This window comes from Rhizobium sp. WW22, assembly GCF_047041135.1.
Classification (GTDB): Bacteria; Pseudomonadota; Alphaproteobacteria; order Rhizobiales; family Rhizobiaceae; genus Rhizobium.
In genome coordinates, this window is record NZ_CP178198.1 from 3,653,879 (window position 1) to 3,679,512 (window position 25,634).

Genomic DNA, 25,634 nt, shown 5'->3' on the forward strand with positions numbered 1-25,634 from the left:
TGATATGACTGCGCCGGTCTCGATCCGGCGGAAGGGAATGTGATTTGATCGACGGACGGATTGAGGCGAGGCGGAACATACTCCTCTCTGAGGGAGTGGCGGGCTGATGGGCGCCTATATTCTGCGACGCCTCCTGCTGATGATCCCGACCATCGTCGGTATCATGGCGATTTCCTTCACCATCGTGCAGTTCGCGCCGGGCGGCCCGGTCGAGCAGGTCATCGCGCAGCTGACCGGGCAGGGAGATAATGCCAACGGCCGCCTGTCGGGTGGCGGCACGGACCTGGCTGCCCAGCAATCCTTCGACGACAGCGGCTCGAAATATCGCGGCGCGCAGGGGCTCGATCCCGAGCTGATCGCCAAGCTCGACAAGCAGTTCGGCTTCGACAAGCCGCCGCTCGAGCGTTTCGGCCAGATGATGTGGAACTATATCCGCTTCGATTTCGGCGAGAGCTTCTTCCGTAATACCACCGTCATCGACCTCATCGCCCAGAAACTGCCGGTGTCGATCTCGCTCGGCATCTGGATCCTGATCTTCTCCTACGCCATTTCCATTCCGCTCGGCATCCGCAAGGCGGTGCAGGACGGATCAACTTTCGATGTCTGGACGTCGGGCATCATCATCGTCGGCTATGCCGTCCCGAGCTTCCTGTTCGGCATCATGCTGATCGTGCTGTTTGCCGGCGGCTCCTTCTTCGACTGGTTCCCGCTGCGCGGCCTCGTCTCTGACAACTTCGCCGACCTCACCTGGTGGCGGAAGATCCTTGATTATCTCTGGCACCTGGTGCTGCCGCTGATTTCGCTGTCGCTTGCCGCCTTCGCCACGACGACGCTACTCACCAAGAATTCCTTCATCGAGGAGATCAAAAAGCAATATGTCATCACCGCCCGCGCCAAGGGGCTTTCCGAACGGCGCGTGCTCTATGGCCATGTCTTCCGCAACGCCATGCTCATTGTCATTGCCGGCTTTCCCGGCGCCTTCATTTCCGCCTTCTTCACCGGCTCGCTTTTGATCGAGAACATCTTCTCGCTCGATGGCTTGGGACGCTTGAGCTATCTCTCCGTCGTCCAACGCGATTATCCGGTGGTGTTTGCCACGCTCTTCATCTTCTCGCTGCTCGGCCTCGTCGTCAGCCTCGTCTCAGACCTCATCTACACCTGGATCGATCCGCGTATCGACTTCGAGCGGAGGGACGTCTGATGGACGCGACCAATCAGCAGACGCTCCCGGCAACGGTGAAGCCGCCGCGCAGGGGGCTGTTCTCGCCGACCAATGTGCGCCGCTGGGAAAACTTCAAGGCGAACCGTCGCGGCTACTGGTCGCTCTGGATCTTCCTGGTGCTGTTCGTCCTCAGCCTCGGCGCCGAATTCATCGTCAACGACCGGCCGATCCTCGTCTCCTACAAGGGCGAGATTCTGACGCCGGTCTTTGTCGATTATCCCGAGGAGAAGTTCGGCGGTTTCCTGGCGCAGACGGATTATCGCGCCCCGGATATTCAGGATGAGATCAATGCCAATGGCTGGATGATCTGGCCGCCGATCCATTATTCCTATCAGACCGCCAACTCCAATCTTCCCAAGGGCATGTCGGCGCCGACGCCGCCTTTCTGGGCGATGAGCAAGGAGACACGCTGCTCGGGCTATCCCGGCGGTGTTGCCGATCCGAACTGCAACTGGAGCAATTTCAACTGGCTCGGCACCGACGATCAGGCCCGCGATGTGCTCGCCCGCTTGGTCTACGGCTTCCGCATCTCGGTGCTGTTCGGCCTGGCGCTCACCATTTGCTCGGCCGTCGTCGGCGTCTGCGCCGGTGCGATACAGGGTTATTTCGGCGGCTGGACTGATCTTCTGATGCAGCGCTTCATCGAGATCTGGTCGTCCATGCCGGTGCTTTATATCCTGTTGATCATCGCCTCGGTGCTGCCGCCCGGCTTCTTCATCCTCCTCGGCATATTGCTACTGTTTTCCTGGGTCGGTCTCGTCGGCGTCGTGCGCGCCGAATTCCTGCGGGCGCGCAATTTCGAATATGTGCGCGCCGCCCGCGCGCTCGGCGTCAACAACCGTACCATCATGTATCGCCACCTGCTGCCGAACGCGATGGTCGCGACGCTGACCTTCGTGCCCTTCATCCTGTCGGGCTCGATCACCACCCTGACCTCACTGGATTTCTTGGGCTTCGGCATGCCGCCCGGCTCGCCGTCGCTGGGTGAAATGATCGCCCAGGGCAAATCCAATCTGCAGGCTCCCTGGCTGGGGCTTTCGGCCTTCTTCACCATGTCGATCATGCTGTCGCTGCTGATTTTCATCGGCGAGGCCGTGCGCGACGCCTTCGATCCGAGGAAGACGTTCCGATGAGCGAAAACTCCACTCCGCTGCTATCCGTCCGCAACCTCTCCGTCGCCTTTCATCAGGGCGGGCAGACCTCGATCGCCGTCGATGGCGTCTCCTTCGATATCCATAAGGGCGAGGTGCTGGCGCTGGTCGGCGAATCCGGCTCCGGCAAATCGGTTTCGGCCAATTCGATCCTGAAGCTCTTGCCCTATCCGTCCGCGAGCCATCCTTCCGGCGAAATCCTGTTCAAGGGCAAGGACCTCTTGAAGGCATCGGACAACGAACTGCGCGCCGTGCGTGGCAACGACATCACGATGATCTTTCAGGAGCCGATGACCTCGCTTAATCCGCTTCATTCGATCGAAAAGCAGATCAGCGAAATCCTGGCGCTGCATCAGGGCATCGTGGGCGAGGCCGCGCGCAGCCGCACGCTGGAACTCTTGAACCAGGTCGGCATCCGCGAGCCGGAAAAGCGCCTCAAGGCCTATCCGCATGAACTATCCGGCGGCCAGCGCCAGCGCGTGATGATCGCCATGGCGCTCGCTAACCGCCCCGAACTCCTGATCGCCGACGAGCCGACGACTGCGCTCGACGTCACCGTGCAGGCGCAGATTTTGGAATTGCTGCGCGATCTCAAGGGCGCGCACGGCATGTCGATGCTGTTCATCACCCACGATCTCGGCATCGTCCGTAAATTCGCCGACCGGGTCTGCGTCATGACCAAGGGCAAGATCGTCGAGACCGGCACCGTCGAGGACGTCTTCACGAGACCGCAGCATGACTATACCCGCCATTTGCTGGCCGCCGAGCCGCGCGGCGAGCCGCCGGTAAGCGATGCGAACAAGCCCGTCGTCATGGAAGGCAGCGATATTCGCGTCTGGTTCCCGATCAAGGCCGGCTTCATGCGCAAGGTCGTCGACCACGTGAAGGCGGTCGACGGCATCGATCTGAAGCTCCGCGCCGGCCAGACGCTCGGCGTCGTCGGCGAATCCGGCTCAGGCAAGACCACGCTCGGCCTGGCGCTCGCCAGGCTCATTTCCTCCAAGGGCCGTATCGCCTTCGTCGGCAAGGACATAGCCGGCTATTCGTTCCGCGAGATGCGGCCTCTCCGCAACCAGCTGCAGGTCGTCTTTCAGGACCCTTATGGATCGCTCAGCCCGCGCATGTCGGTCGGCGAGATCATCGCTGAGGGGCTCAAGGTGCATGAGCGCTCGCTTTCGGCCGACGAGCGCGACAAGCGCGTCTGCTGGGCGCTGGAGGAAGTCGGCCTCGATCCGTCCACCCGCTGGCGTTTCCCGCACGAATTCTCCGGCGGCCAGCGCCAGCGCATTGCCATTGCCCGCGCCATGGTGCTGAAGCCGCGTTTCGTCATGCTCGACGAGCCCACCTCGGCGCTCGACATGAGCGTACAGGCGCAGGTGGTCGACCTGCTGCGCGACCTGCAGCAGAAGCACGATCTCGCCTATCTCTTCATCAGCCACGACCTGAAAGTGGTGAAAGCGCTCGCCAACGAGTTGATCGTCATGCGCTTCGGCAAGGTCGTCGAGCAGGGCGCATCCGCCGATATCTTCCGGGCGCCGAAAGAGGACTACACCAGGGCGCTGCTTGCCGCCGCCTTCAATATCGAGGCGGTGCCGACCGCCGCGATCCAGCAATAGAGACCACCATCATGCCGGCCAAAAGCCCCATTCTCGTCGACCTCAAATTCGATCCTGTGTCCGTTGCTAAGGCGCTTGAGCCGGCCTTTGCCGATCGCGGCAGCATCAATCTGGCCGATCCTGCCAATAAAGGCGTGGATCTCTCCCATGTCGACTACGCGCTTGTGTGGAAGCCGGATGCCGATCTTTTCGAGCGCGCACCCAATCTCAAGGTCATCTTCTCGGGCGGCGCCGGTGTCGATTCGATGATGTCGATTGCCGGCCTGCCTGACATCCCGGTAGTCCGCTTCGTCGATCGCAGCCTGACGGTGCGCATGAGCGAATGGGTCGTGATGCAGTGCCTCATGCATCTGCGCGATGTGCAGGGGCATTTCAGGAACCAGCGTCAGCACGTCTGGGCGCCGCAGAATGGCCCTGAAGCCGCCGAAGTTACCGTAGGCGTCATGGGCCTCGGTGTTCTCGGCTGCGATGCCGCCGCCAAGTTGAAGATCATGGGCTTCAATGTCATCGGCTGGTCCCGCAGCAAGAAAGAGATCGACGGCATGGAAACCTTCGATGCCGCCGGGCTTGATGCATTCCTGGCGCGCACGGACATCCTGGTCGGCCTCCTGCCGTTGACGCCGGAAACGACGGGTATCTACAACACCTCGCTTTTTTCCATGCTGCATCGCAACGGCCCGCTCGGCAAGCCGGTTTTCATCAATGCCGGCCGCGGCAAGAGCCAGGTTGCGGCCGATATCGCTTCGGCTGTTCGTACTGGCATTCTCGGCGGCGCCTCCCTCGATGTCTTCGCCGTCGAGCCTCTGGCTGCGGACGATCCGCTCTGGGACCTGGAAAATGTCATCATCACGCCGCATGATTCCGCCATGTCTGACGAAAGGGCACTGATGCGCCATGTCGAGGAGCAGATCGCCCGCTTCGAACGCGGCGAACCGCTGCAGCATCTGGTAGATCGCAACCGGGGTTACTAAATCCGGTAGGATGCGGGGGAAGTTGCGGCGCTTCGCTTCCGCCGGTCAAATGTGGCGCGTTTGCCCTGGCATCAATTTTCTTTCAGCGACTGGACTTTCGCTCAACATTTTTTGATAACAAGGCGCTACAACCGCATGCCGGCAGGATAGTCGGCGGTTAGCATGACGTCCGCAGGGCAGGAGACGGGGCAGGAACGACATGACCAAGACGGATATCGCCACCCGCGTCTATAATCATACCTGGAAGCTTGATCCGATCATCCGCAGCCTGATCGATACGGATTTCTACAAGCTTCTGATGCTGCAGATGATCTGGAAGCTTTATCCGGATGTCGATGCCACCTTCTCGCTCATCAATCGCACCAAGAGCGTTCGCCTTGCCGAAGTGATCGACGAGAAGGAATTGCGCGAGCAACTCGACCATGCCCGAACGCTCCGCCTCTCCAAGAAGGAGATGATCTGGCTGGCGGGTAACAGCTTTTACGGCCGCGCACAGATCTTTGAACCGGAATTCCTCGCCTGGCTGTCGAATTTCCAGCTGCCGGAATATGAGCTCTCGAAGCGCGACGGCCAGTATATTCTCGACTTCCACGGTTCGTGGAAGGAAACGACGATGTGGGAAATCCCCGCGCTCGCCATCATCAACGAGCTTCGCTCCCGCTCCGCGCTGAGGGCGCTCGGTCCATTCACCCTCGATGTGCTCTATGCCCGCGCCAAGGCCAAGATGTGGGGAAAGGTGGAGCGGCTGCGGGAACTGCCGGGCCTGCGCATCTCCGATTTCGGCACCCGCCGACGCCACAGCTTCCTCTGGCAGCGCTGGTGCGTCGAGGCGCTGAAGGAAGGTGTGCCCCACGCTTTCACCGGCACCAGCAACGTGCTGCTCGCCATGGATTCCGATCTTGAAGCGGTCGGCACCAACGCGCATGAGCTGCCGATGGTCGCAGCCGCGCTCGCGAAAAACGATGAAGAGCTCGGCAAGGCGCCCTACAAGGTGCTGCGTGACTGGAACCGTCTCTATGGCGGCAATCTACTCGTCGTGCTGCCCGATGCCTTCGGCACTGCTTCCTTCCTGCGCAACGCTCCGGAATGGGTGGCCGACTGGACCGGCTTCCGTCCCGACAGCGCCCCGCCGATCGAAGGCGGCGAGAAGATCATCGAATGGTGGAAGAAGATGGGCCGCGATCCGCGCCAGAAGCTGCTGATCTTCTCTGACGGCCTCGATGTCGATGCCATCATCGACACCTACAAGCATTTCGATGGCCGCGTCCGCATGAGTTTTGGTTGGGGCACCAATCTCACCAACGATTTCGCCGGCTGCGCCCCGACCGAACTCAAGGGCCTTAACCCTATTTCGATCGTCTGCAAGGTCATCGAGGCAAACGGCCGGCCGGCCGTGAAGCTCTCGGACAATCCTCAGAAGGCGACGGGTGAGCCTGCGGAAGTCGAGCGCTATCTGAAGTTCTTCGGGGCAGAGGATCGCGTCGATCAGGAAGTGTTGGTTTAAAGCATTTCTAGGAAAGGTGCACAGCGGCTTTCCGCCTGGAATGCGTAAAAGTCCTAGTGTCGGCGCGCCGCTTCCATCCGGGCGACGCGGCGAAATAGCGTCCAGCGGCCATTTTCCCAGCGATATTGGTCCGGCGAAATAACGTAGGGCACGTCGCTGAGATCGGCGCTGATCAGTTCCAGAAGCTGCAGACCTTCAATGTCGTTCTCATGCGTGAAGAACACCTTGTCGCGCGACAGGAAGGCGGCGATCGGCGCGGCGCCCCCGGATTGCTCCTGCACCTGCGCCCAGAAATTCGGCAGAAAGGCGATGCTGGATTCGAACTGACCGTCCACCTCGACATATTGGAACCGGCTGCGTTTGGCGATCTGAACGCCGGTCTTGGCAAGGAACTTCTGCAGGTTGGCCTGTGCCGTTTCGGCGAGTTCCCTTGCATCGATGCCCCAATCGTCGAGTGCTTCGGCCATGACGTAGTTGACCGCCGTTTCGCCGTTGACGACGAAGAGCTTGATCAGGTTTTCGGCCTCGTCGAGGTAGACGAATTGCGGCGGATTTGGCTCGTCCTTGACGGCCTGCATCATCTGCTGCTGCGCAACCTCGACGAAATCGCGCGCTTTCAGCACCGGCAGGACCTTGGCGAGATCGCCGCTGTCGACCATGGCCTCCGTCATGTTGAGATAGTTGAGGAGCGCCTGCGCGCGCGCCGGCCCACGCTTTTCCCGCAGTGCCAGCAGCGCATTGCTCAGGAATTTCGTCATCGTATCGCCGTTGCGGCTGTGCAGCGTCAGGCTGCCGACGGCAGGATCGTAGTCGGCACGGATCAGGTCGCCGAAGAACGGCAAGCGTTCCTGCAGATAGGCGGCGAAAACCGCTTCGTCCTGCAAGGCTTCATCGGGAATGTTGAGATCGAGGGTCTTGGCGGCAGCCGTGTTCTCTGGCTCCTGCACTGAGAGGGTTTGGCTGGAGCGCACCTCTGCGTGCTCGCCTCTGCCGAAGAGCCTTTTCAGGAAATTGAACACGCGCATCCCCGAGCACTGAACGGTTTTGCAGCAGAACCTAGCGCGACAGCCGTTGCGGGGCAATGGCGGTATGATCAGGATTGGGAGCCGTAAGTGCCTGCTTGCCCGTGTCAAAAACGCGTATAGTCTGCAGGAGCGGGCCGGATGGTCCGATGGCAAGAAGGGCAGCGCAGATGAGGAATGTCAGGGGCGGCAGGTGGACGATCGGAGGCCTGCTTTTTTGTCTTTTCGTACTGGCTGTGCCCATGGCGGTCTTCGCTCAGAATGCGGCCGCACCGCAGCCGACAACTCCGCCGCCCGACAAGGTTCGCGAGCTGATCCAGCTGCTGAACGAGCCCGATGTCAGGCAGTGGCTTACCACGCAGCTTAACAGTCAGCCTGCGTCCGCCAGCGATAAACCCGCACCCGTCACCGATCCGGCTCCCGCCGACGGCAATCAGATGTCGGTTCTGTCGGGCATGCTCGGCCACACGCGGCATCACCTCGAGCTGGTCTCCGGCGCTGCGATGACTTTGCCCTACGAGGTCATGACCGCATCGGAGAAGCTGGAGGGGGAGGGCAAGTCGGTCGGGCTCGTGCGCATCATCGTTCAGATTGTCCTCCTGTTCTTCCTCGGATTGGTGGTCGAACTCGCCGTTGCCCGTTTCATCAACACCAGGCATATGCAGCGCAGCGAGAGGGCTGCCGGTACCGAGACGGAACTGCAGGCAGCGCGCTTCCAGTTTCTGGGCGGCGTCGTGCCCGCCATCATCCATGGTCTGGTGACGCTCGTTCCGCTTCTTGCCTTCGATTGGCCGCCGGTCATCGAAAACTTCGCCATCGCCTGCGTCATCGCGATGGTATCGATCAGGCTGGCGATCTCCATCGGCAAGCTTGTCATGGAATTGATCGCGATGCGTCGCGCCAACGATGTCCTAGACGAGGACGGCGGCACCGCCCGCATCGCTGAACGGCGGCGCGTGGCCTATTACTGGTATCGGCGATGCACGCTATTTGCCATTTATTTCGCCTGCGGCTGGGCGGTCATACAGGCCGTCACGTCGCTGGACTTTTCTGCCGGCGCGCGCGACCTCATCGGCTACACGCTCGGCATCGGTTTGTTCCTGATCGCCACGGCTGCCGTGTGGGCGAGGCCACTCCCGCCGGAAAAGCGTGGGGTAAAGACGGTTTCCTGGCTGCTGACGATTTTCTTCGTGGCGCTCTGGTGCCTCTGGGTGGCCGGCTTCGACGGCCTCTTGTGGATCGGCATCTATGCGATATTGCTGCCGCGCGTCCTCTCGGTATCGACAAAGGCAATCGACGCTCTGCATGATGCGGCCGACGGCATTTTTGGTGCCGGCAAGATCGCGGCTGTGCTGCTCGACCGGGGCGTGCGCGCGCTGATTATCACTTTCGCGGCCTTGTGGCTCGGCAAAATGCTTGGAGTCGAGGCGCATGCGATGATGAGCGGCAGCGAATCGGTCGTGGGCCGCATCGCTCGCGGCATTCTCGGTGGCATCGTCATCCTGCTGGTCGCCGATCTCGTCTGGCAGCTCGCAAAAACCTATATCGACGGCAAGGTGATGGAAGCTCTGCCCGCCGCCGGCGAATCCGACGAGATAAGGGCGAGCCGCGCCCGGCTGCAAACGCTGCTGCCGATCTTCCGTAATATCCTTGCCGTCGTCATCGGCATCATTGCCGTCATGATGGTGTTGTCGGGCCTCGGCGTTCAGATCGGGCCGCTGATCGCCGGCGCCGGCGTCGTCGGCGTCGCGGTCGGCTTCGGCGCGCAGACGATCGTCAAGGACGTCATCAGCGGTGTCTTCTATCTCTGGGACGATGCCTTCCGTATTGGCGAATATATCGAAAGCGGCCATTACAAGGGCGTAGTCGAATCCTTCAGCCTGCGCTCAGTCAAGCTGCGCCACCAGCGCGGCCCGTTGGCGACGATCCCCTTCGGCTCGCTCGGTGCGGTCAACAACATGAATCGCGACTGGGCGATCGATAAGATCATCGTCAAGGTCACCTACGATACCGATCTCGTGAAGCTGAAGCGCATCGTCAAGGATATCGGCCAGCGCCTGCTTGAAGACGAGGATCTGAAGCCAAGTATCATTCAGACGCTGAAGATGAAGGGCGTCGAGCAATTCGGCGATTTCGCGATCGAGATCAGGCTGGCGATCACCGCCAAGCCGAACGAGCTCTCGGTCATCCGCCGCAGCGCCTTGGCCTTGATCAAACAGTCCTTCGACGAAAACGGCATCCAGTTCGCCTTCCCGACCGTTCAGGTGGCAGGCGATAAGGATGCCGCAGCCGCCGCTGCTCGGCAGCTTATCGAGATGCGGGCGGCAAATGTGGATGGCGCGCAGCAGGCGGGTTAGATCCGGTCAGGTCTCGGCGCCGCCGTGCTGCCGCGCACGATCAGCGTGACGCCGATCATCTCGCGCTCGGCCGGCACGGCATCGTGAAGAACGGCCTGCACCGCGCGTTCCGCGATCTCGGCAAAGGGCTGGGCCATCGTCGTCAGGCCGGGCTCTACCATGCCGCCTTCCGGCACGCCGTCGAAGCCGATGACGGAGACGTCCCGCGGCACGGAGAGACCTCGTGCCCGCAGCCAGTTGATCGCCAGAAGCGCGATGTTGTCGGACATGGCGAGGATCGCAGTCGGCGGTTCGGGCAGGGAAAACAGGTAGTTCAGCCCGGCTTCAACGCTTGGCTTGTCGTTGAGCGTCTCATAGATCGGCACGTCCTCGCGGCCAATCCCGAATGCTTCGAGCGCCTGCCAATAACCGAGTGCGCGATTGCGGGAGGTGGAATAGATCCCGCGTTCGATCTCTGCAATTCCGACCGGCCCCACATGGTCGTCCGAAAGTTCTGTTGCGAGCACGCCGAAACGCCTGTGGCCCAATTCCGCCAGATGCCGCGCCGCAACGGCCGCGCCTCCCACGTTGTCGACGCTGATCGAAGGGATGGACGGGTCCTCGTCATTCAAGGCGAGAGCGATGAAGGGCAATTGCCGCTCGCGCGTCAACTGCACCAGTTTCTCTCCGCCCTCTACGCAGAGCAGGATAAAGCCATCTACCAATGCGCTCTTGATGTTCCAGTCCACCGTCTGCCGGTCCTTGGCCGAGACCAAAGCTAAACCGGTGCCGCTGGCATCGCACACGCGGGAAACCGCGGCCAGCAGAGCCCTGGCCCACGGGTCATTGAAGAAATAGGCAATCGGCTCGACCGCGGCGACGCCGATGGCATTGACCTTTCCCGCCCGCAGCAGCCGGCCGGTCAGGCTCGGCCCGGCGTAGCCGAGCCGCTTGGCTGTCTCCAGCACATGCTCACGCACTTCCTCGCGCACCACTTCGGGCCGGTTGAAAACATTAGAGGCGGTCCCCTGCGATACGCCTGCCGCCTTGGCGACATCCGCGAGCTTGATGGTGCCCTTAGCCAATGAAATGCTCCTTATGTTTTCCGGCGGATACTAGCAACGAAGTTGTATCGGTTCAATTCTTCTTGACGGTGGAATCTTGAGGCGTATAATTGAACCGATTCAATAGGGGCAATTTGAGTAATTATTGAATCGATTCAATAGAGGATAAACCGATGCTGACTAATTATCTCTTCAAGGATCTCTATAATGATCGATGGGGCGATCCGGGCAATCCGGATGCAGTCGAACCGCCTTCACCGGAGGACAAGGGCGGGGCCGGCCAACAAGGTTTGCTGGGTCGACTGGCAAACATTTTCCGCCGCCGCCGGAAACATCCCTCGGCATGGTCCTTTACGATTCCGAGCGACGCGTCTGACACCGAAAACGAAGCCGAGATCCGGCATCGCAATGGGCTAGAAGACCCGAAGTTTCTCGCGATTGCCAAGGCTTTGTCGCGAAATTGCTAGAGCTACGCCATGGAGCGCGCGAAATTTCGAGCCTCAGAAATTTTCCTTGTAGGGACGCAGATCGAGCTCCTGCGTCCAGGCGGAAGGATGCTGACGATGGATATGCCAGTAGCTCTCGGCGATGGCGTCGATATTCAACAGCCCATCGGCGTCCACATCCGGCCGACGCGAGCGCAGCCGTTCCCCGTCGATGCCGCCATCGATGATGGTGTGAGCGACATGAAGACCGAGGGGACCGAATTCGCGTGCCATGCTTTGGCTGATCATGCGAAGACCGGCCTTGGCGGCGGCGAATTGCGCAAAGCCTGCCTTGCCGCGCAGGCTGGCGGAAGCGCCAGTGAAGATCACGGTGCCACGGCCAAGCGGCGCCAGATGCCGCGCAGCCTCGCGCCCGACGAGGAAACCGCCGAAGCAGCAGATGCGCCAGAATTCTTCGAATTGGGCGGCCGTCAGGTCGCGGAAGCCGATCTGGCGATTGATGCCAGCGTTGAAGACGACCAGATCGGGCGGAGCGATGTCGTTCCGAGTGGTAAAGGCGTGCTCGAATAGCCGGATGACCGCGGCTTCATCCGTCGCATCCGTTTCGATCGCCTCGGCGCTGCTGCCGGCTGCCTGGATCGTAGCGGCCACCTGATTGATCTTCGCTGCGGTCCGGCCTGCAACGACGACATGATAGCCCTTGTCCGCGAGAAGCCGGCAGAGCGCCGCACCCAGACCCTGCTCGGCACCCACTCCAACAATAATTGCGCTTGGCGTGCTCATTCGGCAGCCTCCCTGGCCTTCAGCGTCGGATAGTCAGTGTAACCCTCGGCACCGCCGCCATAGAAGGTTGGGCGATGATAGGGATTAAGGGGAGCACCGCGACGAATGCGCTCCGGCAGATCGGGATTGGCGATAAACAGGCGACCGAAGGCGATGGCATCGGCATGGCCCGCGGCAAGTGCCGCTTCAGCCGTATCAGGCCGGAAATTGCCCGCGGCGATCAACGTGCCGGACCAGGCGGGCCGGAACAATTCCGCAGCCGACGGCACGTTCTTGTGGTCGACCTCGGCCTGGCCCGCACCACTGGCGCGCGGCTCGATCAGATGCAGATAGGCGAGGTTGAGCCGGTCCAGTTCGCGAATGACATGGCCATAGAGGCGCAGGGGGTCGTCCTCGCCGCTGTCATTGGCGATGCCGAAGGGCGAAAGGCGGACGCCGACGCGATCCGACCCCCAGATCTCGGAAACCGCCTCGACCACCTCTAGCAACAACCGCGTGCGGTTCTCGATCGAGCCGCCATATTGGTCGGTGCGCTGATTGGTGCGGGCCTGCAGGAACTGCTCGATCAGATAGCCATTGGCGCCATGGATCTCGACGCCGTCGAAGCCGGCTTGCTTGGCATTGGCGGCGGCTTGAGCATAGACGTCGATCAAAAGCGGCATCAGGTCGATATCGATCGCCTGCGGCGTCTCGAAGGGCACGCGCTCGAAGGAGGCCGTGAAGGCCTGTCCCTGGGCGGCGATGGCCGAAGGAGCAATCGGCAGAGCGCCATCAGGCTGGTGCGAGGAATGGGAGATGCGGCCGACATGCCAGAGCTGCAGGAAGATCTTGCCGCCCTTGCAATGAACCGCATCCGTCACCGCCTTCCAGCCGGCGATCTGTTCGGCCGTATGGATGCCCGGCGTGGCCGGCATGCCCTGTCCGGCCCGTGAAATCTGCGAGCCCTCGGAAATGATGAGCCCGCCCTCGCTGGCGCGCTGGGCATAATATTCTGCATTCAAAGCCGAGGGCACATTGCCGGGCTGGCTCGCCCGCATGCGGGTCAGCGGCGCCATGACGATGCGATGCGCAAGCTCATAGGGGCCGACGGAAAGAGGCGAAAACAAAGTGGCTGTCATAAAATTCTCCTGCCTGGAGCCAAATTGCTCCCCGGGGCGGAAGGGCCTGTCAGCGGCGATTCGGTCTCGGGAGTTCGAATAAGATGATGGTCATCATTTATTCCAACGATCGGACATGCGCAACTGAATCTGATCTCAGGCGGCAGTCCGAGCGAGGAAGGCGAGCAGAGCGGCGTTAAACTGCGCCGGCCGCTGCAGCGGTGCGAAATGGCTGACGTCGGGCAGAAAGATCAGTTCCGCCCCGGGAATATGCCGGACAAGATAATCGGCGTGTTCGCGCTTGATGAACTCATCGTGCTCGCTGTGCACGATGGCAACAGGCACATTGATCTCGGCGAGATCTTTGACCGTGTAGTTCGGCTCGGTCCGCTGCATCAGGCCGACCGCTTCGACGAAGGCATCGAATGCGTCAGGCGTGGCCGAAAGCGCCGCATAATCTTTCGTATGGCGGGAGAAGCAGCGCTCGATGATCGGCGTCGCCACGAATTCCTTCGTGCCGCTCGGGTCCATGTTGCAGGCAAAGAAAAGGACGCCGGAAACACGCTCCGGATGGGTTTTTCCAAGCACCATGCCGATGCAGGCGCCGTCGCTCCAGCCGGCCATGGCGGCCTTGTCGATCTTCAGCCTGTCCATGACGGCGAGAACGTCGGAGGCCATGAGCTCATACGTGTATGGTCGCTCGTCGCGTGTGCTGCGGCCATGGCCCCGGCTGTCGACGACGATAATCCGATGGCCTGCGTCGATCAGCGCCGGCACCTGATAGCCCCAATTGCCGCTGTTTCCGAGCCCGCCATGCAGGAGGATCACCGGAGTACCCTTGCCGTAGGATGCATACCAGATACGCGCGCCATTATGATCGACATGGCCTTCCACCTCGGTATGCGGCAAGGGGGCGGCCCCTTCGGCTTCGAAGCGGTGAAGCTCATCGTCCTGAAATTCCATACCCACCTCCCATTGTGCCGTCTCTTCCTGACAGCCATGCGGCGAGACTAGTCGATGCCGGCGCGTCTTTTCAACAGGCTACGGTCATATCGTTGTTAGGTGCTCGAAAAGATCGCGGGCGGGCGATGGCAGCTCTTCGAGGGAGCGGGCGCAGATCGAAAGCCGGCGCGTCGCCCATGGGTCGGTAAGGCGAAGGACCGCAATTTTCGCGGATCGGCTGCGCCGCTGCGCCGCCGCTTCGGGCACGATGCCGAGGCCGATACCCTGGCCCGCCATGTCGCAAATGGCCTCAAATGTCCGCATCCGCACCCGCATTTTCAATCGGCTGCCGAGGCGGGCGGCCTGCGCGTCGATGTGATCCTGCAGCGCTCCGCCTGCGAGCCCGACGAAATGCTCGTGCAGGATTTTCGCAAAAGCGATCTGCTTTGACGGCGCGAGCGCATGGTCGCGAGACATCACCACCACGAGCCTGTCGATCGCGAAGGGCCGCAATATCAGGCCGGAGGTATCGGCCGCGTCCGACAGGATGCCGATCTCGGCCAGCCCGGACGAAACGGCCCGGGCAATCTCGATGCTCTGGCGCTCCTTGAGATCGATGTCCGTTCGCGGGTTCCTGGCCATCCATCCGGCAAGGCGCGGCGGCAGGTATTCGACAATCGCCGCGGTGTTGGCGAGAAGCCGGACGCTAGCGCGCAAGCCGCTGGCATGTTCGCCAAGCTCGCCGCGCATCTGCGTGAGCTGCCGCTGGATCAACCGGGCATGATGGGCTAGCGCTTCGCCGGCGGGCGTCGGGCTCACACCGCGTCGCCCGCGCTCCAGCAGCTTTACGCCGCCATTCGCCTCCATATCCCGCAGCCGCTCGCTGGCGGCCGGCAGCGAAAGTCCGACATCGGCGGCTCCATGCGTGATGCTGCCGGCATCGACGACGGCGAGGAACAGGCGAAGGTCGGTCAGACAAAGCGCATGGGCTGAAGAGTATCGCATCTCCAGCCTTCGGAAAAGCCGAAGGCTGACTTCGCATCATCCGCATTGTGCCGGTCTTTGTCTCTGCTACTGAAAAGGCATGATGGATCATTCGATATGGCTCGTCGCGGCGATCTTGGCGACCTTCTTCGTCGCCGGCACTGTCAAGGGCGTCACCGGCATGGGGTTGCCGACTGTGGCGATGGGAGCTCTGGGCACGCTGATCTCGCCGCTCGTCGCGGCCAGCCTGCTGATCGTCCCGTCTTTCGTTACCAATGCCTGGCAGCTGCTGGCCGGCCCTAGTTTTGGCTCACTTGCCCGTCGTTTCCTTCTCTTGGTTCTTGCCGTGGTCATCGGAACCTTCGCCGGCTCATATTTTCTTGCCGCCCACGATACGCATCTGACGACCGCTGCGCTGGGTGCGGCGCTCATCGTCTATGCCGGCCATGCTTTGTTCGCCCGTCAACTACATGTGCCCGCAAGGTTCGAGCCGCTGCTATCGCCGCTCGTCGGCGGGGTCACCGGCCTGCTCACAGGAGCGACCGGTGTTTTCGTCGTGCCGGCAGTACCCTATCTGCAGTCGCTCGGACTGGAGAAGGAGGAGCTGGTTCAGGCGCTCGGTCTTTCCTTCACCGTGTCTACCGTGGCACTGGCCGCAGCGCTTGCCTGGCACGGCGCCTTCCGCATCGACAATCTCGCGCTCTCTACCCTCGCGATCGTCCCGGCACTTGCCGGCATGTGGGCCGGCCAGATCATTCGCAATCGCGTCAGTCCTGCCACTTTCCGCCGCTGGTTTCTGATTTGTCTGCTGGTGCTTGGCGCAGAGATGGTGATGAAGGCCTCTTTCTGAGGCAGTCTTGCCGGGCTGCCCGGTGCGCACCCATATGGAGTTTGTTTCAAGGTGAGGCCTGACCGATCGATGGAAAGAGAGCAGCAAGAGATTTCCGATGACCATCCGCCGGCCGATGCCCTGCTCGTCGTCGATGTGCAGAATGCCTTCGTGGAGGGGTCGAGCGCGGTTCCTGGCCATGCCATCCTGAGAGCAATGGTCGAGTTCCTGTTGGACAAGGCACGCTCGGCATGGACGCCGGTTATTTTCCTGCAGAATGATGGTCCGGCCGGTGCACTGGACGAACCGTTTCAGCCGGGATGGAAACTCTATTTCCCACCTCTATCAGGCGAAGTGGTTGTTCGGAAATCGGAGGATGATGGCTTCGAGGGCACCGATCTCGACGCCATTCTGACCGCTTTCGGCGTAAGGAATCTGGTCATCTGCGGCGTGCTTTCGGAGATGTGCATTGCCGCAACGACGCGGGCAGCGCTTCAGCGCGGCTATGGCGTGCTGCTGCCGCATGATGCGCACACCACCTATGATGTTCCCGCTGGGCCGGGCTCGCAGGGCGTGCCCGCAGCCATGGCGGCAAGGGCGGCGGAATGGTCGCTCGGCGACGAGATCAGAATCTGCGCTTCGGCACGCGAGGTTCGTTTCAAAGAGCGGGCTTAGTCGCAGGTCTCGCCTCATCAATGCAGGCCGCTCTTGAATGTCGCGTCGAATCGTAATAATTGAAGTTACATGAAACGCGATAGCCGACTTTCCTCCGTTCTCCACGCTTTGCTCCATATGGCCGAGCAGGAGGGGCCGCTGACCTCCGAAACCTTGGCGCAATGCATGCACACCAATCCGGTCGTCGTGCGCCGCACCATGGGCTTGTTGCGCGAGGTGGGCATTGTCCGTTCCGCCAAGGGGCATACCGGCGGCTGGACTATTGCGGCCGATCTCAAAAGCGTCACGCTGCGCCAGCTGCACGAAGCGCTCGGCGAGCCTGCCGTCTTTGCCATCGGCAATCGCAACGAGACGCCAGAATGTCTGGTCGAGCAATCGGTCAATTCCGTCCTCGATGATGCTTTTGCCGAAGCCGAAGCCTTGCTGCTCCAGCGCTTCGAAAACGTCACGCTGGCCGATCTCGCCGGCGAATTTGCGCGGCGTCATGCGCAGTGGCGCTCAGAAAGGACCCTGTCATGAGCCACGACGTCATCGTCATCGGAGGCAGCTACGCCGGAATGGCGGCAGCCCTCCAGCTTCTCCGCGCCCGCCGCAAGGTGCTGGTCATCGACGCGGACAAGCGACGCAATCGTTTCGCCGAGGAATCCCACGGCTTTCTCGGCCAGGATGGCGTCAACCCCGGCGAGATCGCCCGCAAGGCGCGCGAACAGCTTTCCGCCTATCCGACGCTGAGCTGGGTCGAGGGCACGGCCGAACAGGCCGAGGGCGAGAAGGATGCCTTTGTCGTGACCATGGCAGATGCCACGCGCCATGATGGCCGCCGCCTTCTCTTCGCGACCGGCGTCTCCGATGCCTTGCCCGAGCTCGAGGGACTTGGCGAACGCTGGGGCAAGAGCGTGTTCCATTGCCCCTATTGTCACGGCTACGAACTCGGTCAGGGCCGTATTGGCTGCATCGCCACCGGCCCGATGTCGCTGCATCAGGCGCAATTGCTGCCGGAATGGGGCGAGGTGACGTTCTTCCTCAACGGCAGCTTTGTTCCGGATGAGACGCAGCACGCCGATCTCGCCGCACGCGGCGTCACGATCGAGGCGGCACACATCGCAAGGCTGGAAGGAAAGGCCGATGTTCGGCTAACCGATGGACGGCTGCTGCCGTTTGCCGGCCTTTTTACCGCATCGCGCGTGTCGCCCTCGAGCCCGATTGCCGAGCGGCTCGGCTGCGCGCTCGAGGAAACGCCTTTCGGCACCCAGATCCAGACCGATGTCACGAAGGAAACGACCATCTCAGGCGCTTTCGCTTGTGGCGACGCTGCTCGTATCCCGCATTCAGTGTCGCTCGCGGTCGGCGATGGTGCCTGGGCGGGCGCACAGCTGCATCGTTCGCTGGTGTTCTAAGCCCGGTTTCGGAAGGCATACTTGCGCTATTCGCCTTCCGGCACCTTCACGATAACCGTTTCATCCGGTCCGATGGACCTGCCGTCCTGTGCTCGGATGTCGAGCTGCACCGGCTGTCCCGTGGCGCGATCCACCAGCAGCGAATGTTCCTCGGCCGGTGCAAAGAGATGGCGCTCGCCGAACTTCCGCAGCGCCACCATGACCGGGAAGAGATCCTTTCCCATCGCCGTCAGCCGATATTCCATGCGCGTGCCGCCTTCGCTTGTTGGCACAAGCTCCAGGATGCCGCTGGCGACAAGCGTCCGCAGTCGCTCGGTGAGAATATTCTTGGCAATGCCGAGGCTCTTTTGGAACTCGCCGAAGCGCGTCAGTCCGTCGAAAGCGTCGCGCACGATCAGGAGCGACCACCAGTCGCCGATCACGTCGAGCGACCGTGCGCTCGGACAATAATCACCCTTCAGGCTTTTCCGCGCGACCATCGCCTTAGCCTTTCCAGTCTTTTGTTAGCAGAAATGGTTGCATGATTAAACCAATGATGTTACTCGATTGTTGGTTTCATTATTAAACCGAAGAATCGGGAGTTTTGCAATGACGATCGATCAGGACGCGCCGCCAGCCGGCAGCGCGAAGGATGCTGCGCGCCTTCATTCCTCGCGAGCGGGTTCGTCTAAGAGCGCCGAATACTCCGGAGTGGCCAATCCGCCGCTGACAGGGGCAACGATTCTCCTCTTTGCCGTCGCGAGTGGCCTTGCTGTCGCCAATGCCTATTTCGCCCATCCGCTTCTCGATGTCATGGCCGATGATCTCAAGCTGTCGCGCACGGTTGCCGGCCTCATCGTCGGCGTAACTCAGCTCGGCTATGGACTCGGCCTGATCCTCTTGGTGCCGCTCGGCGACCTTGTCGACCGGCGCAAGCTCATCATCGTCCAGTCGCTCTTGAGCGTAGCCGCGCTGGTCTGTGTCGGCTTTTCCTCAAGTGCGGCGATGCTGCTTGCCTCCATGGCCGCGGTTGGTTTTCTGGCCGTGGTCACACAGGCGCTCGTTGCCTATGCGGCGAGTCTGGCGCAACCCGCCGAGCGCGGCCATATCGTCGGCATGGTCACAAGCGGCATCGTCCTCGGCATCCTGCTGGCGCGTAGCGTCGCCGGCACGCTGACCGACCTCTCCGGCTGGCGGACCGTCTACATTGTCTCGGCCGCGCTGACGCTGGTAATCGCGCTTCTCCTCTGGCGCGCGCTGCCGCGGCAGGAGAAGCCGAAGGGCGGACTCTCCTATTTCGGTCTCATCCGCTCGCTCGGCATCCTGCTCGTCGAGGAGCCGGTGCTGCGCATCCGCGCTGTCATCGCCATGCTGATTTTTGCCAATATAACCACCTTGCTGGCGCCACTCGTCCTGCCGCTGACCGGGCCGCCTTACTCCCTGTCCCACACCCAAGTCGGCTTGTTCGGCCTTGCCGGCGCCGCGGGTGCGCTCGGCGCCATCAGGGCGGGGCGCTGGGCCGACCGTGGCCATGGCCAGCGCACGACAGGCATCGCGCTTGTTCTCATGCTCTTTGCCTGGCTACCGATCTCGATGCTGGATCGCTCTATCCTCTGGCTGATTTTCGGCGTGCTTGTCATCGATTTCGGCTTGCAGGCGGTGCACGTTACCAATCAAGGCATGATCTATCGCGTCAGGCCTGATGCGCAGAACAGGCTGACCGCCGCCTACATGATCTTCTACTCCATCGGCAGCGCCGTCGGCTCCTCGACAGCGACCATCATCTATGGTCATGCCGGCTGGACGGGCGTCTGCATCTCGGGTGGGGTTATAAGCTTCGCAACGCTTCTCTTCTGGGCGCTGACCTTGCGGGCAACGCCTGAGGTGGCGACACGGAGCGTCGATCACAAAAATAGCTAGTTTTCCGGCGGGGAAGCCGAGCCCAGCTGCTCTTCCAACAATGAGAGCACCGCTCGAATCCTCGATGGAACCGGCCTTATTGCGGGATAGAGCGCATGCAGATCGAATCCCGGCACGGCGAGCTCGGGCAGCAGGCGAATCAGCCTACCGCTCGCCAGATCTTCGGCGCAGACCGGCTCCTGCAGGACACCAATGCCGGCTCCATCCAGCAGCAAGCGGTGCAGCGGCCGCCAGTGGCTGGTGCTGAGCACAATATCGATAGGGGCAAGTTCGGTCCGTCCCTCCGGGCCGATCAACGGAAGCCGTCCGCTGTTGAACAGGCTGGAAACCCGCAGGAAGGGGTGGTCGGCAAGCTCGTCGGGTATCGTTGGCACCCCATGCTCATCGAGATAGGCAGGCGAGGCCACGAGCACACGGCCGACATGGCCGAGCTTGCGGGCAATGAAGCTGCCTTCGCCAAGATCGCCGAGACGCAGCGAGATATCGACGCCCTCCGTCACGGGATCGACGATCCTGTCGTTGAGGATCAGCTCGATCTTCAGCAGCGGATGGCGCTTGCGCATCTGCAGCAGGATCGATGGCAGCAGGACCTCGCCGACGCCATGCGGCGCTGCGATCCTGAACGTACCGCGGAGCGACTGATCGCCATTCGCGACCGTCAGGGCATCGTCGGCACTTTCGAGAACTTGCTTGCTGCGCTCATAAAAGGCGGCGCCGACATCGGTGACGGAAAGCTTGCGGGTGTTTCTGAGCAATAGCCGCGCACCGAGATATTGCTCCAGCCGATCAATGCGCTCGCTGACGGCAGGTTGACCCATGCCGAGATCGCGGGCGGCGGCCGACATGCTGCCCCTTTCCACCACTCTGACATAGACGCGCATCGCCACCAGCAGATCCATGCGCCCCAATATATCGGTTCAGCCGATAAATGTAAGTGGATGATGCCGTCTGGTGGGGAAGCGTTCGATCGCCGAAAACGGCGTTCAAACAGCAACCACAGGTCAGGCTCATGAGCGATATAAGGCTTTACATGTTTCAATCGGGCACGCAGCGCTGCAAGGCGCACGATATCAGGATGAATCAGGGTGGCGACGCCGATTGCGAAATCCCGGTTCCCTGGTTTCTGCTGACGCATCCGAAGGGTAATGTCGTCATCGATGGCGGACTGGCTGCTGAAGGTCTGACCGATCCGCGCGGCTATTGGGGCGATGTGATCGATAGCTATCAGCCTGTGATGACCGAAGAGCAAGGATGCGTCGCGCAGCTGGCGAACCTCGGCATATCCGGTGAAGACATCCGCTTCGTCGTGCTGTCCCACCTGCATTCCGATCACAGCGGCGCTATCGGCCGTTTCCCGAACGCGACCCATATCGCCCAACGTCGCGAATATCGCTACGCCTTTGCGCCGGATTGGTTCGCCGCCGGAGCCTATGTCCGAAAGGATTTCGACCGTCCCGGCTTGAAATGGCGCTTCCTGGAGGGCGACGCGACCGATGGCTACGATCTCTATGGCGACGGCGTGCTGCGGATGATCTTCACGCCGGGCCATAGCGTCGGCCATCAATCCTTTCTCGTGCGGCTGTCGAACGCAGGCGCGATATTGCTGGCGATCGATGCCGCCTATACGCTCGATCATTGGAACGAAAAAGCGCTCCCCGGTTTCATGGCGTCCGCCGTCGACACGGTGCGATCCGTCGGCAAGCTGCGTGCGCTTGCCGAACAGACCGATGCGCTGGTGGTCACGGGGCATGATCCCGAGGCGTGGCCTCGGTTCAAGCACGCCCCGGCCTATTACGATTGAAGGCGCATCCCTCCGATTAGCCTTGCTCGCCTGATGGTGCTCGTTCCGTATCGAAGAACTGTGCTCGATGCTGACGAACCCATTCCTCGACGCCCGTCGGCTGGAAATCCTCCAGGCCGGCTTGCGGCCTGAAGGGCTCGGCCAGCATAGCATCCGCCTCTTCCGGATGCGATGCGAAGAAGCGGAATTTCGAGGCGACGCGGCGCCCTGTTCCTGGCCCCATCGCGGCATCGACATCCCGCTCGAATTCGTCGAGCGGCTGCTGGCGATAAGCAATCCGGCGACCAAGCCCCGCACCGATGCGCGTGACAAGCTCGTTTCCATCAACGCTTTCCGGCCCGGCGATGCGATGATCGCCTGATACAATGCCCCGTTCCAGAAGAGTAACAGCGGCACGGGCGCAATCGTCGACCGAGGTCCAGGCGATCCGCTGGGATTCGGCAATCGGTGGCGCAAAGATCCCATGTTCAATGATGTCCTTGCGCGCCGAAGGCTTCAAGAGATTGTCGAGGTACATTGTGGGGCGAACTGTGGCGAAGGGCAGGCCTGACGTGCGGATGATGTCTTCGATCATGGCGTTGGCGGCAAAGCTCGGTTCCGCACAGGGCGCTGGGCGACTGGCGCTGGCAAGCTTGAGGACGATGGATTTCATGCCGGATGCGAGCGAAGCCGATATCGCGTTGTCGGTCTGGATACGCATATCCGCCTGAGATCCGATCGGGATCTGCAGCACGGCATGTGCAATGCCGACGCTGGCGACGCGAAGCGAGGCGGCATCGCAAAGATCCGCCTCAACAAGCTCGACGCCGAGGGCCGAGAGTGCGGCGGCGCGCTCCCGGTCTCGCACAAGCGCCCGAACCTTGAGGCCACGCTGCAACGCGGCGTGGACGACGGCGCTACCTTGAACGCCGGCTGCGAGATAGACGAGGATAGGCTTGGATCGATCGATCATGGACATACAACGGCTCCTTCGAACATGGTCTGCCGAGGGAGCATCGTCAAATGGCTACCACCCGCAGACCCGAAACGCGCACGAGGCGCAGGGACTGTCGGGGTATCCGCGCAAGCGCGGAACAGAGCTTCTCCATTGAGGGAGAAGGGCCTGGGCCTACCGAGACCAAGCCAGCCATTTTCGACGGACGATATCTAGGTCGGCGTCACGGATGCTGTCAATAGATAGGTACGCGCGCGACGCAGTACTTGCCTTACGGCTGAGGCAGTAGCGATCTGATCCGCTCGGCATCGTCAGGCGTTGCCGGATTGTAGACGATCATGCTGAGATCCGTCCGGCCATCGACCGAAAAGGCCGAATACTCGAATGCCAGCGGGCCGAGAATGGGATGGCGTATATGTTTGACGGCTTCGGTATGGGTGCCAGGAACATCGTTTTCGCGCCACATGGCCCTGAATTCCGGGCTGATGCGGCAAAGTTCCGCCACGAAAGGCTCGATCTCACTCGATGCGCCTGCGCGCGCTGCATCGACACGGAATGCGCCCAGGGCGAAACGGGCGACGCTTTCCCAGTCATATTGCACGGCGCGCGCACGCGGATCGAGAAAGATATAGCGCAGAATATTGCGTTCTTCCGGCGGTAGCGATCCGTAATCGATCAGCATCACGGGTGCTGCCCGGTTCCAGGCGATGACGTCCCAGGTGGCGGTCCGGATAATGGCGGGACTCGGCTCCAGCGCATCGAGCACGCGCTGCAGCCGCGGCGTGACGCCATCATTTTTGCGATAGCGCGCTTCCGGCGGACGCCCGAGGCCAAGTAGGAACAGGTGCTCGCGCTCCACTTCCGTCAGCATCAGCGCGCGGGCGATCCGGTCGAGCACGTCGGCGGAAGGCGCACCGCCACGGCCCTGTTCCAGCCATGTGTACCAGGTCGGACTGATATTGGCGCGCTGCGCCACTTCCTCGCGCCGTAGTCCAGGCGTGCGCCGCCGTTCGCCGGCAAATCCCAGGGCGGATGGGTCGAGTTTCGCGCGGCGGTCCCTCAGATAGGTCCCGAGCGCGTTTTCGGTTTCGATGAGATCGGTCATCCTGTTAGTGTCTTTACTATGATAAGGTCACTACTTTACCAGAATAAACGATAGGCACAAATTTGTCTCCGACGAAATAAGGAGACAGTGCATATGCGTATATTCGTTACCGGTGCGACCGGAAATGTCGGCTCGCATGTCGTCAGGGAATTGATCGGTGCGGGCCATCAAGTGCTCGGCCTTTCGCGCTCGAAGGAAAAGGCGGTTGCACTCGCCGCTGCCGGCGCCGAAGTCCTTCACGGCACGATCGAGGATGCGGCCATCCTGAAAAGCGGCGCTTCGCAATCCGACGGCGTCATCCACCTTGCCTTCAACCATGACTTCACGAGATTCGCCCAGAATTGCGAGGATGATCGTCGAGTCATCGCAACGCTCGCCTCGGCGCTTGCCGGTTCCGCCCGTCCGCTGGTCATTACGTCGGGTACGCCGATCGCCAACACGGTGCCGGGCGAGCCGGCAAAGGAAGATAATCCGATCGTCCGCTCCGATAGGCATCCGCGTGCCGCCACCGAGGAGGCCGGGATATTGGCGAGCGAAATCGGCGTCAATGTCTCGGTCGTGCGCCTCCCGCAGGTGCATGATCCGGTCAGCCAGGGGCTCATTACGCCTTTGATCCAGACATTCCGGGAAAAGGGTGTCTGCGCCTATGTCGGAGATGGATCAAGCCGCTGGCCGGCGGCGCATTTTACCGATGTCGGCCGTCTTTATCGCCTCGTCGCCGAGCGCGCTGAACCCAATGCCAAATATCATGCGGCCGCCGAGGAAGGCGTGCCCATGCGCGATATCGTCGAGACGATCGGCCGCCGCCTGAACCTGCCGGTCAAGTCCGTCGCCAAGGAGGAGGCGCAGGATTATTTCGGCTGGCTCGCCCTGTTTGCCGGCCACGACATGCCGGCTTCCAGCGCCAAGACGCGCCAGACGCTAGGCTGGGAGCCGAAAGGTCCGACACTGCTTCAGGATCTTGCAGAGCTGCAGGTTTCCGCAGCGTAATGCCGGTGCCATCGGCTACGGTCCGCGGATGATCGATGGTCTGATGGATCATGCATTCGAAGACCCGGCCGACCATTCGGCCGGGTTTCATCTTTCAGGCTGCGATCCAGAAAGCTCCGGAGTCAGGCATACGGTGTCCCGGCAAGAGCGGCGTCGACACCGGCAAAACCTCGGTCCAGGACGCTCGACAGCGCTGCCTCGGGCCTTCGGTTTTCGCGAAAGGCGCGAAGCGCCTCGCCATAGGCGGTCACCAGCGTCGCCATCAGCATGGTGCTGGCGAGCCGCGCCTCTGGATCGGAAGCGGGCTGGCCCACGGCGTCGGACAGTATTATCGAGAGATCGCCGGCAAGGCTCACCTGCAGTCCGCATGCATGCGCCGTCAGTGCCGGGCTCTCCGCCACCATGCGCCAGAACGCGATAGGCCGCTCCGTGATCCTGAACAGGGGATGCTGCGTCTCCACCAGTTCCCGCATCAGCGCCTGGAAGGCGCGCACCGGCGGCGCTCGGCCGCGGTCGGCAATCGCCTTGCGCACCAACTCGCGCACCTCATCCTCGCGATCGAAAACCAGATCCTCCTTGCGGCGGAAGTAGTTGAATACCGTCTTCCTGGCGACTTCCGCTTCGTCAGCGATGTCGGCGACGGAAACCTTGTCGAAGCCATGTTCGACGAAGAGGCGTGTTGCGACATTGGAGATCGCCTGACGCGTCATCTCCTTCTTACGGTCCCGGAGTTTGATTCGATTTGACATGAATATATTTATACCATAAGTAAATTTATACCGAGTGTAAAAATAATATTGCGATCACGAAATCGGTGAAATTGGCACAGGTTTTATGGCTGTTCCCGTGACTGCACCGTCGCCCGC

Annotated in this window: 25 protein-coding genes; 14 read left to right on the forward strand and 11 right to left on the reverse strand. The window is 61.6% G+C overall.

Annotation, left to right across the window (positions count from 1 at the left end):
* Positions 1-106: 106 nt before the first annotated feature.
* The 5 genes from ACK83U_RS17750 to pncB all read left to right on the forward strand — a co-directional run bounded on the left by ACK83U_RS17750 (position 107) and on the right by pncB (position 6,464).
* A complete protein-coding gene (locus tag ACK83U_RS17750) occupies positions 107-1,201 on the forward strand; it encodes a microcin C ABC transporter permease YejB (RefSeq protein WP_112414841.1) in 1,095 nt (364 codons plus the stop codon).
* Entirely contained in the window at positions 1,201-2,355 is a 1,155-nt protein-coding gene (locus tag ACK83U_RS17755) for an ABC transporter permease (protein WP_112610736.1), read from the forward strand. Before ACK83U_RS17750 ends, ACK83U_RS17755 begins: the two co-directional genes overlap by 1 nt.
* Complete coding sequence (locus ACK83U_RS17760; protein WP_112610738.1) at positions 2,352-3,989, forward strand: ABC transporter ATP-binding protein; 1,638 nt, start codon at positions 2,352-2,354, stop codon at positions 3,987-3,989. Before ACK83U_RS17755 ends, ACK83U_RS17760 begins: the two co-directional genes overlap by 4 nt.
* Before the next feature lie 11 nt (positions 3,990-4,000).
* Positions 4,001-4,960, forward strand: a complete 960-nt coding sequence (locus ACK83U_RS17765; protein WP_112610740.1) for a 2-hydroxyacid dehydrogenase — start codon at positions 4,001-4,003, stop codon at positions 4,958-4,960.
* Positions 4,961-5,159: 199 nt separating this feature from the next.
* Positions 5,160-6,464, forward strand: a complete 1,305-nt coding sequence (pncB, locus tag ACK83U_RS17770; RefSeq protein ID WP_015338380.1) for a nicotinate phosphoribosyltransferase — start codon at positions 5,160-5,162, stop codon at positions 6,462-6,464.
* Positions 6,465-6,517: 53 nt separating this feature from the next.
* Here pncB and ACK83U_RS17775 read toward each other — a convergent pair whose 3' ends face one another.
* Positions 6,518-7,483, reverse strand: coding sequence for a hypothetical protein (locus ACK83U_RS17775; protein WP_112610842.1), 966 nt, complete (start codon positions 7,481-7,483; stop codon positions 6,518-6,520).
* Between the two features lie 173 nt (positions 7,484-7,656).
* On the opposite strand from ACK83U_RS17775, the gene ACK83U_RS17780 reads away from it, so the two are divergent.
* Entirely contained in the window at positions 7,657-9,843 is a 2,187-nt protein-coding gene (locus ACK83U_RS17780) for a mechanosensitive ion channel family protein (protein WP_112610844.1), read from the forward strand.
* On the opposite strand, the gene ACK83U_RS17785 is transcribed toward ACK83U_RS17780, so the two are convergent.
* On the reverse strand, positions 9,840-10,907 hold the full coding sequence (locus ACK83U_RS17785) for a LacI family DNA-binding transcriptional regulator (RefSeq protein WP_112610742.1): 1,068 nt from the start codon (positions 10,905-10,907) through the stop codon (positions 9,840-9,842). The genes ACK83U_RS17780 and ACK83U_RS17785 overlap by 4 nt on opposite strands.
* Before the next feature lie 152 nt (positions 10,908-11,059).
* Here ACK83U_RS17785 and ACK83U_RS17790 point away from each other — a divergent pair, with 152 nt between their 5' ends.
* Positions 11,060-11,353 carry a hypothetical protein gene (locus ACK83U_RS17790; protein ID WP_112610744.1) on the forward strand — a complete coding sequence of 98 codons (294 nt, stop codon included), beginning with the start codon at positions 11,060-11,062 and terminating at the stop codon, positions 11,351-11,353.
* Between the two features lie 33 nt (positions 11,354-11,386).
* Here the strand turns inward: ACK83U_RS17790 and ACK83U_RS17795 are convergent, their stop codons facing one another.
* From ACK83U_RS17795 to ACK83U_RS17810, 4 genes are all read right to left on the reverse strand, one after another.
* Positions 11,387-12,115: an SDR family NAD(P)-dependent oxidoreductase gene (locus ACK83U_RS17795; RefSeq protein ID WP_112610746.1), complete on the reverse strand. Its 729-nt coding sequence runs from the start codon at positions 12,113-12,115 to the stop codon at positions 11,387-11,389.
* Entirely contained in the window at positions 12,112-13,233 is a 1,122-nt protein-coding gene (locus ACK83U_RS17800) for an alkene reductase (protein WP_112610748.1), read from the reverse strand. Before ACK83U_RS17800 ends, ACK83U_RS17795 begins: the two co-directional genes overlap by 4 nt.
* 135 nt (positions 13,234-13,368) lie before the next feature.
* Positions 13,369-14,175, reverse strand: a complete 807-nt coding sequence (locus ACK83U_RS17805; protein ID WP_112610750.1) for an alpha/beta fold hydrolase — start codon at positions 14,173-14,175, stop codon at positions 13,369-13,371.
* 84 nt (positions 14,176-14,259) lie between these two features.
* A complete protein-coding gene (locus ACK83U_RS17810; protein WP_412474687.1) occupies positions 14,260-15,159 on the reverse strand; it encodes a LysR family transcriptional regulator in 900 nt (299 codons plus the stop codon).
* 79 nt (positions 15,160-15,238) lie between these two features.
* On the opposite strand from ACK83U_RS17810, the gene ACK83U_RS17815 reads away from it, so the two are divergent.
* The 4 genes from ACK83U_RS17815 (at position 15,239) to ACK83U_RS17830 (ending at position 18,039) form a co-directional block, all read left to right on the forward strand.
* Entirely contained in the window at positions 15,239-15,988 is a 750-nt protein-coding gene (locus ACK83U_RS17815; protein WP_112610754.1) for a sulfite exporter TauE/SafE family protein, read from the forward strand.
* A 69-nt stretch (positions 15,989-16,057) separates the two neighbouring features.
* Complete coding sequence (locus ACK83U_RS17820; RefSeq protein WP_112610756.1) at positions 16,058-16,642, forward strand: isochorismatase family protein; 585 nt, start codon at positions 16,058-16,060, stop codon at positions 16,640-16,642.
* Between the two features lie 69 nt (positions 16,643-16,711).
* A complete protein-coding gene (locus tag ACK83U_RS17825) occupies positions 16,712-17,161 on the forward strand; it encodes an Rrf2 family transcriptional regulator (protein ID WP_112610758.1) in 450 nt (149 codons plus the stop codon).
* Positions 17,158-18,039 (forward strand): NAD(P)/FAD-dependent oxidoreductase, encoded by an 882-nt coding sequence (locus tag ACK83U_RS17830; RefSeq protein WP_112610760.1) that lies wholly within the window; start codon positions 17,158-17,160, stop codon positions 18,037-18,039. The genes ACK83U_RS17825 and ACK83U_RS17830 overlap by 4 nt, the downstream gene beginning before the upstream one ends.
* Before the next feature lie 26 nt (positions 18,040-18,065).
* Here ACK83U_RS17830 and ACK83U_RS17835 read toward each other — a convergent pair whose 3' ends face one another.
* The gene (locus ACK83U_RS17835; protein WP_112610762.1) at positions 18,066-18,518 is read right to left on the reverse strand and encodes a winged helix-turn-helix transcriptional regulator; all 453 of its coding nucleotides are present in this window, start codon (positions 18,516-18,518) and stop codon (positions 18,066-18,068) included.
* A gap of 109 nt (positions 18,519-18,627) precedes the next feature.
* Here ACK83U_RS17835 and ACK83U_RS17840 point away from each other — a divergent pair, with 109 nt between their 5' ends.
* A complete protein-coding gene (locus tag ACK83U_RS17840) occupies positions 18,628-19,938 on the forward strand; it encodes an MFS transporter (RefSeq protein ID WP_412474688.1) in 1,311 nt (436 codons plus the stop codon).
* On the opposite strand, the gene ACK83U_RS17845 is transcribed toward ACK83U_RS17840, so the two are convergent.
* Entirely contained in the window at positions 19,935-20,837 is a 903-nt protein-coding gene (locus ACK83U_RS17845; protein WP_112610764.1) for a LysR family transcriptional regulator, read from the reverse strand. The genes ACK83U_RS17840 and ACK83U_RS17845 overlap by 4 nt on opposite strands.
* Before the next feature lie 110 nt (positions 20,838-20,947).
* Here ACK83U_RS17845 and attM point away from each other — a divergent pair, with 110 nt between their 5' ends.
* A complete protein-coding gene (attM, locus tag ACK83U_RS17850; protein ID WP_112610766.1) occupies positions 20,948-21,739 on the forward strand; it encodes a quorum-quenching N-acyl homoserine lactonase AttM in 792 nt (263 codons plus the stop codon).
* Positions 21,740-21,755: 16 nt separating this feature from the next.
* Here the strand turns inward: attM and ACK83U_RS17855 are convergent, their stop codons facing one another.
* Together ACK83U_RS17855 and ACK83U_RS17860 are read right to left on the reverse strand one after the other, a co-directional pair.
* Positions 21,756-22,697: an NmrA family NAD(P)-binding protein gene (locus tag ACK83U_RS17855; RefSeq protein ID WP_412474689.1), complete on the reverse strand. Its 942-nt coding sequence runs from the start codon at positions 22,695-22,697 to the stop codon at positions 21,756-21,758.
* A gap of 247 nt (positions 22,698-22,944) precedes the next feature.
* Positions 22,945-23,778, reverse strand: a complete 834-nt coding sequence (locus ACK83U_RS17860) for a helix-turn-helix transcriptional regulator (protein ID WP_112399439.1) — start codon at positions 23,776-23,778, stop codon at positions 22,945-22,947.
* A gap of 93 nt (positions 23,779-23,871) precedes the next feature.
* Here ACK83U_RS17860 and ACK83U_RS17865 point away from each other — a divergent pair, with 93 nt between their 5' ends.
* Positions 23,872-24,768, forward strand: a complete 897-nt coding sequence (locus tag ACK83U_RS17865) for an SDR family oxidoreductase (RefSeq protein WP_112610768.1) — start codon at positions 23,872-23,874, stop codon at positions 24,766-24,768.
* Positions 24,769-24,890: 122 nt separating this feature from the next.
* On the opposite strand, the gene ACK83U_RS17870 is transcribed toward ACK83U_RS17865, so the two are convergent.
* Positions 24,891-25,517, reverse strand: coding sequence for a TetR/AcrR family transcriptional regulator (locus ACK83U_RS17870; protein WP_112610770.1), 627 nt, complete (start codon positions 25,515-25,517; stop codon positions 24,891-24,893).
* Positions 25,518-25,634 lie beyond the last annotated feature (117 nt).

Coding starts and splice junctions, on each gene's coding strand:
- ACK83U_RS17830 (WP_112610760.1), top strand. CDS start 17,158: ATGAGCCACGACGTCATCGTCATCGGAGGCAGCTACGCCGGAATGGCG.
- ACK83U_RS17845 (WP_112610764.1), bottom strand. CDS start 20,837: ATGGATCTGCTGGTGGCGATGCGCGTCTATGTCAGAGTGGTGGAAAGG.
- ACK83U_RS17855 (WP_412474689.1), bottom strand. CDS start 22,697: ATGTCCATGATCGATCGATCCAAGCCTATCCTCGTCTATCTCGCAGCC.
- ACK83U_RS17755 (WP_112610736.1), top strand. CDS start 1,201: ATGGACGCGACCAATCAGCAGACGCTCCCGGCAACGGTGAAGCCGCCG.
- ACK83U_RS17805 (WP_112610750.1), bottom strand. CDS start 14,175: ATGGAATTTCAGGACGATGAGCTTCACCGCTTCGAAGCCGAAGGGGCC.
- ACK83U_RS17820 (WP_112610756.1), top strand. CDS start 16,058: ATGGAAAGAGAGCAGCAAGAGATTTCCGATGACCATCCGCCGGCCGAT.
- pncB (WP_015338380.1), top strand. CDS start 5,160: ATGACCAAGACGGATATCGCCACCCGCGTCTATAATCATACCTGGAAG.
- ACK83U_RS17860 (WP_112399439.1), bottom strand. CDS start 23,778: ATGACCGATCTCATCGAAACCGAAAACGCGCTCGGGACCTATCTGAGG.
- attM (WP_112610766.1), top strand. CDS start 20,948: ATGAGCGATATAAGGCTTTACATGTTTCAATCGGGCACGCAGCGCTGC.
- ACK83U_RS17750 (WP_112414841.1), top strand. CDS start 107: ATGGGCGCCTATATTCTGCGACGCCTCCTGCTGATGATCCCGACCATC.
- ACK83U_RS17780 (WP_112610844.1), top strand. CDS start 7,657: ATGAGGAATGTCAGGGGCGGCAGGTGGACGATCGGAGGCCTGCTTTTT.
- ACK83U_RS17865 (WP_112610768.1), top strand. CDS start 23,872: ATGCGTATATTCGTTACCGGTGCGACCGGAAATGTCGGCTCGCATGTC.
- ACK83U_RS17815 (WP_112610754.1), top strand. CDS start 15,239: ATGATGGATCATTCGATATGGCTCGTCGCGGCGATCTTGGCGACCTTC.
- ACK83U_RS17800 (WP_112610748.1), bottom strand. CDS start 13,233: ATGACAGCCACTTTGTTTTCGCCTCTTTCCGTCGGCCCCTATGAGCTT.
- ACK83U_RS17825 (WP_112610758.1), top strand. CDS start 16,712: ATGAAACGCGATAGCCGACTTTCCTCCGTTCTCCACGCTTTGCTCCAT.
- ACK83U_RS17765 (WP_112610740.1), top strand. CDS start 4,001: ATGCCGGCCAAAAGCCCCATTCTCGTCGACCTCAAATTCGATCCTGTG.
- ACK83U_RS17840 (WP_412474688.1), top strand. CDS start 18,628: ATGACGATCGATCAGGACGCGCCGCCAGCCGGCAGCGCGAAGGATGCT.
- ACK83U_RS17760 (WP_112610738.1), top strand. CDS start 2,352: ATGAGCGAAAACTCCACTCCGCTGCTATCCGTCCGCAACCTCTCCGTC.
- ACK83U_RS17835 (WP_112610762.1), bottom strand. CDS start 18,518: ATGGTCGCGCGGAAAAGCCTGAAGGGTGATTATTGTCCGAGCGCACGG.
- ACK83U_RS17870 (WP_112610770.1), bottom strand. CDS start 25,517: ATGTCAAATCGAATCAAACTCCGGGACCGTAAGAAGGAGATGACGCGT.
- ACK83U_RS17810 (WP_412474687.1), bottom strand. CDS start 15,159: ATGCGATACTCTTCAGCCCATGCGCTTTGTCTGACCGACCTTCGCCTG.
- ACK83U_RS17790 (WP_112610744.1), top strand. CDS start 11,060: ATGCTGACTAATTATCTCTTCAAGGATCTCTATAATGATCGATGGGGC.
- ACK83U_RS17795 (WP_112610746.1), bottom strand. CDS start 12,115: ATGAGCACGCCAAGCGCAATTATTGTTGGAGTGGGTGCCGAGCAGGGT.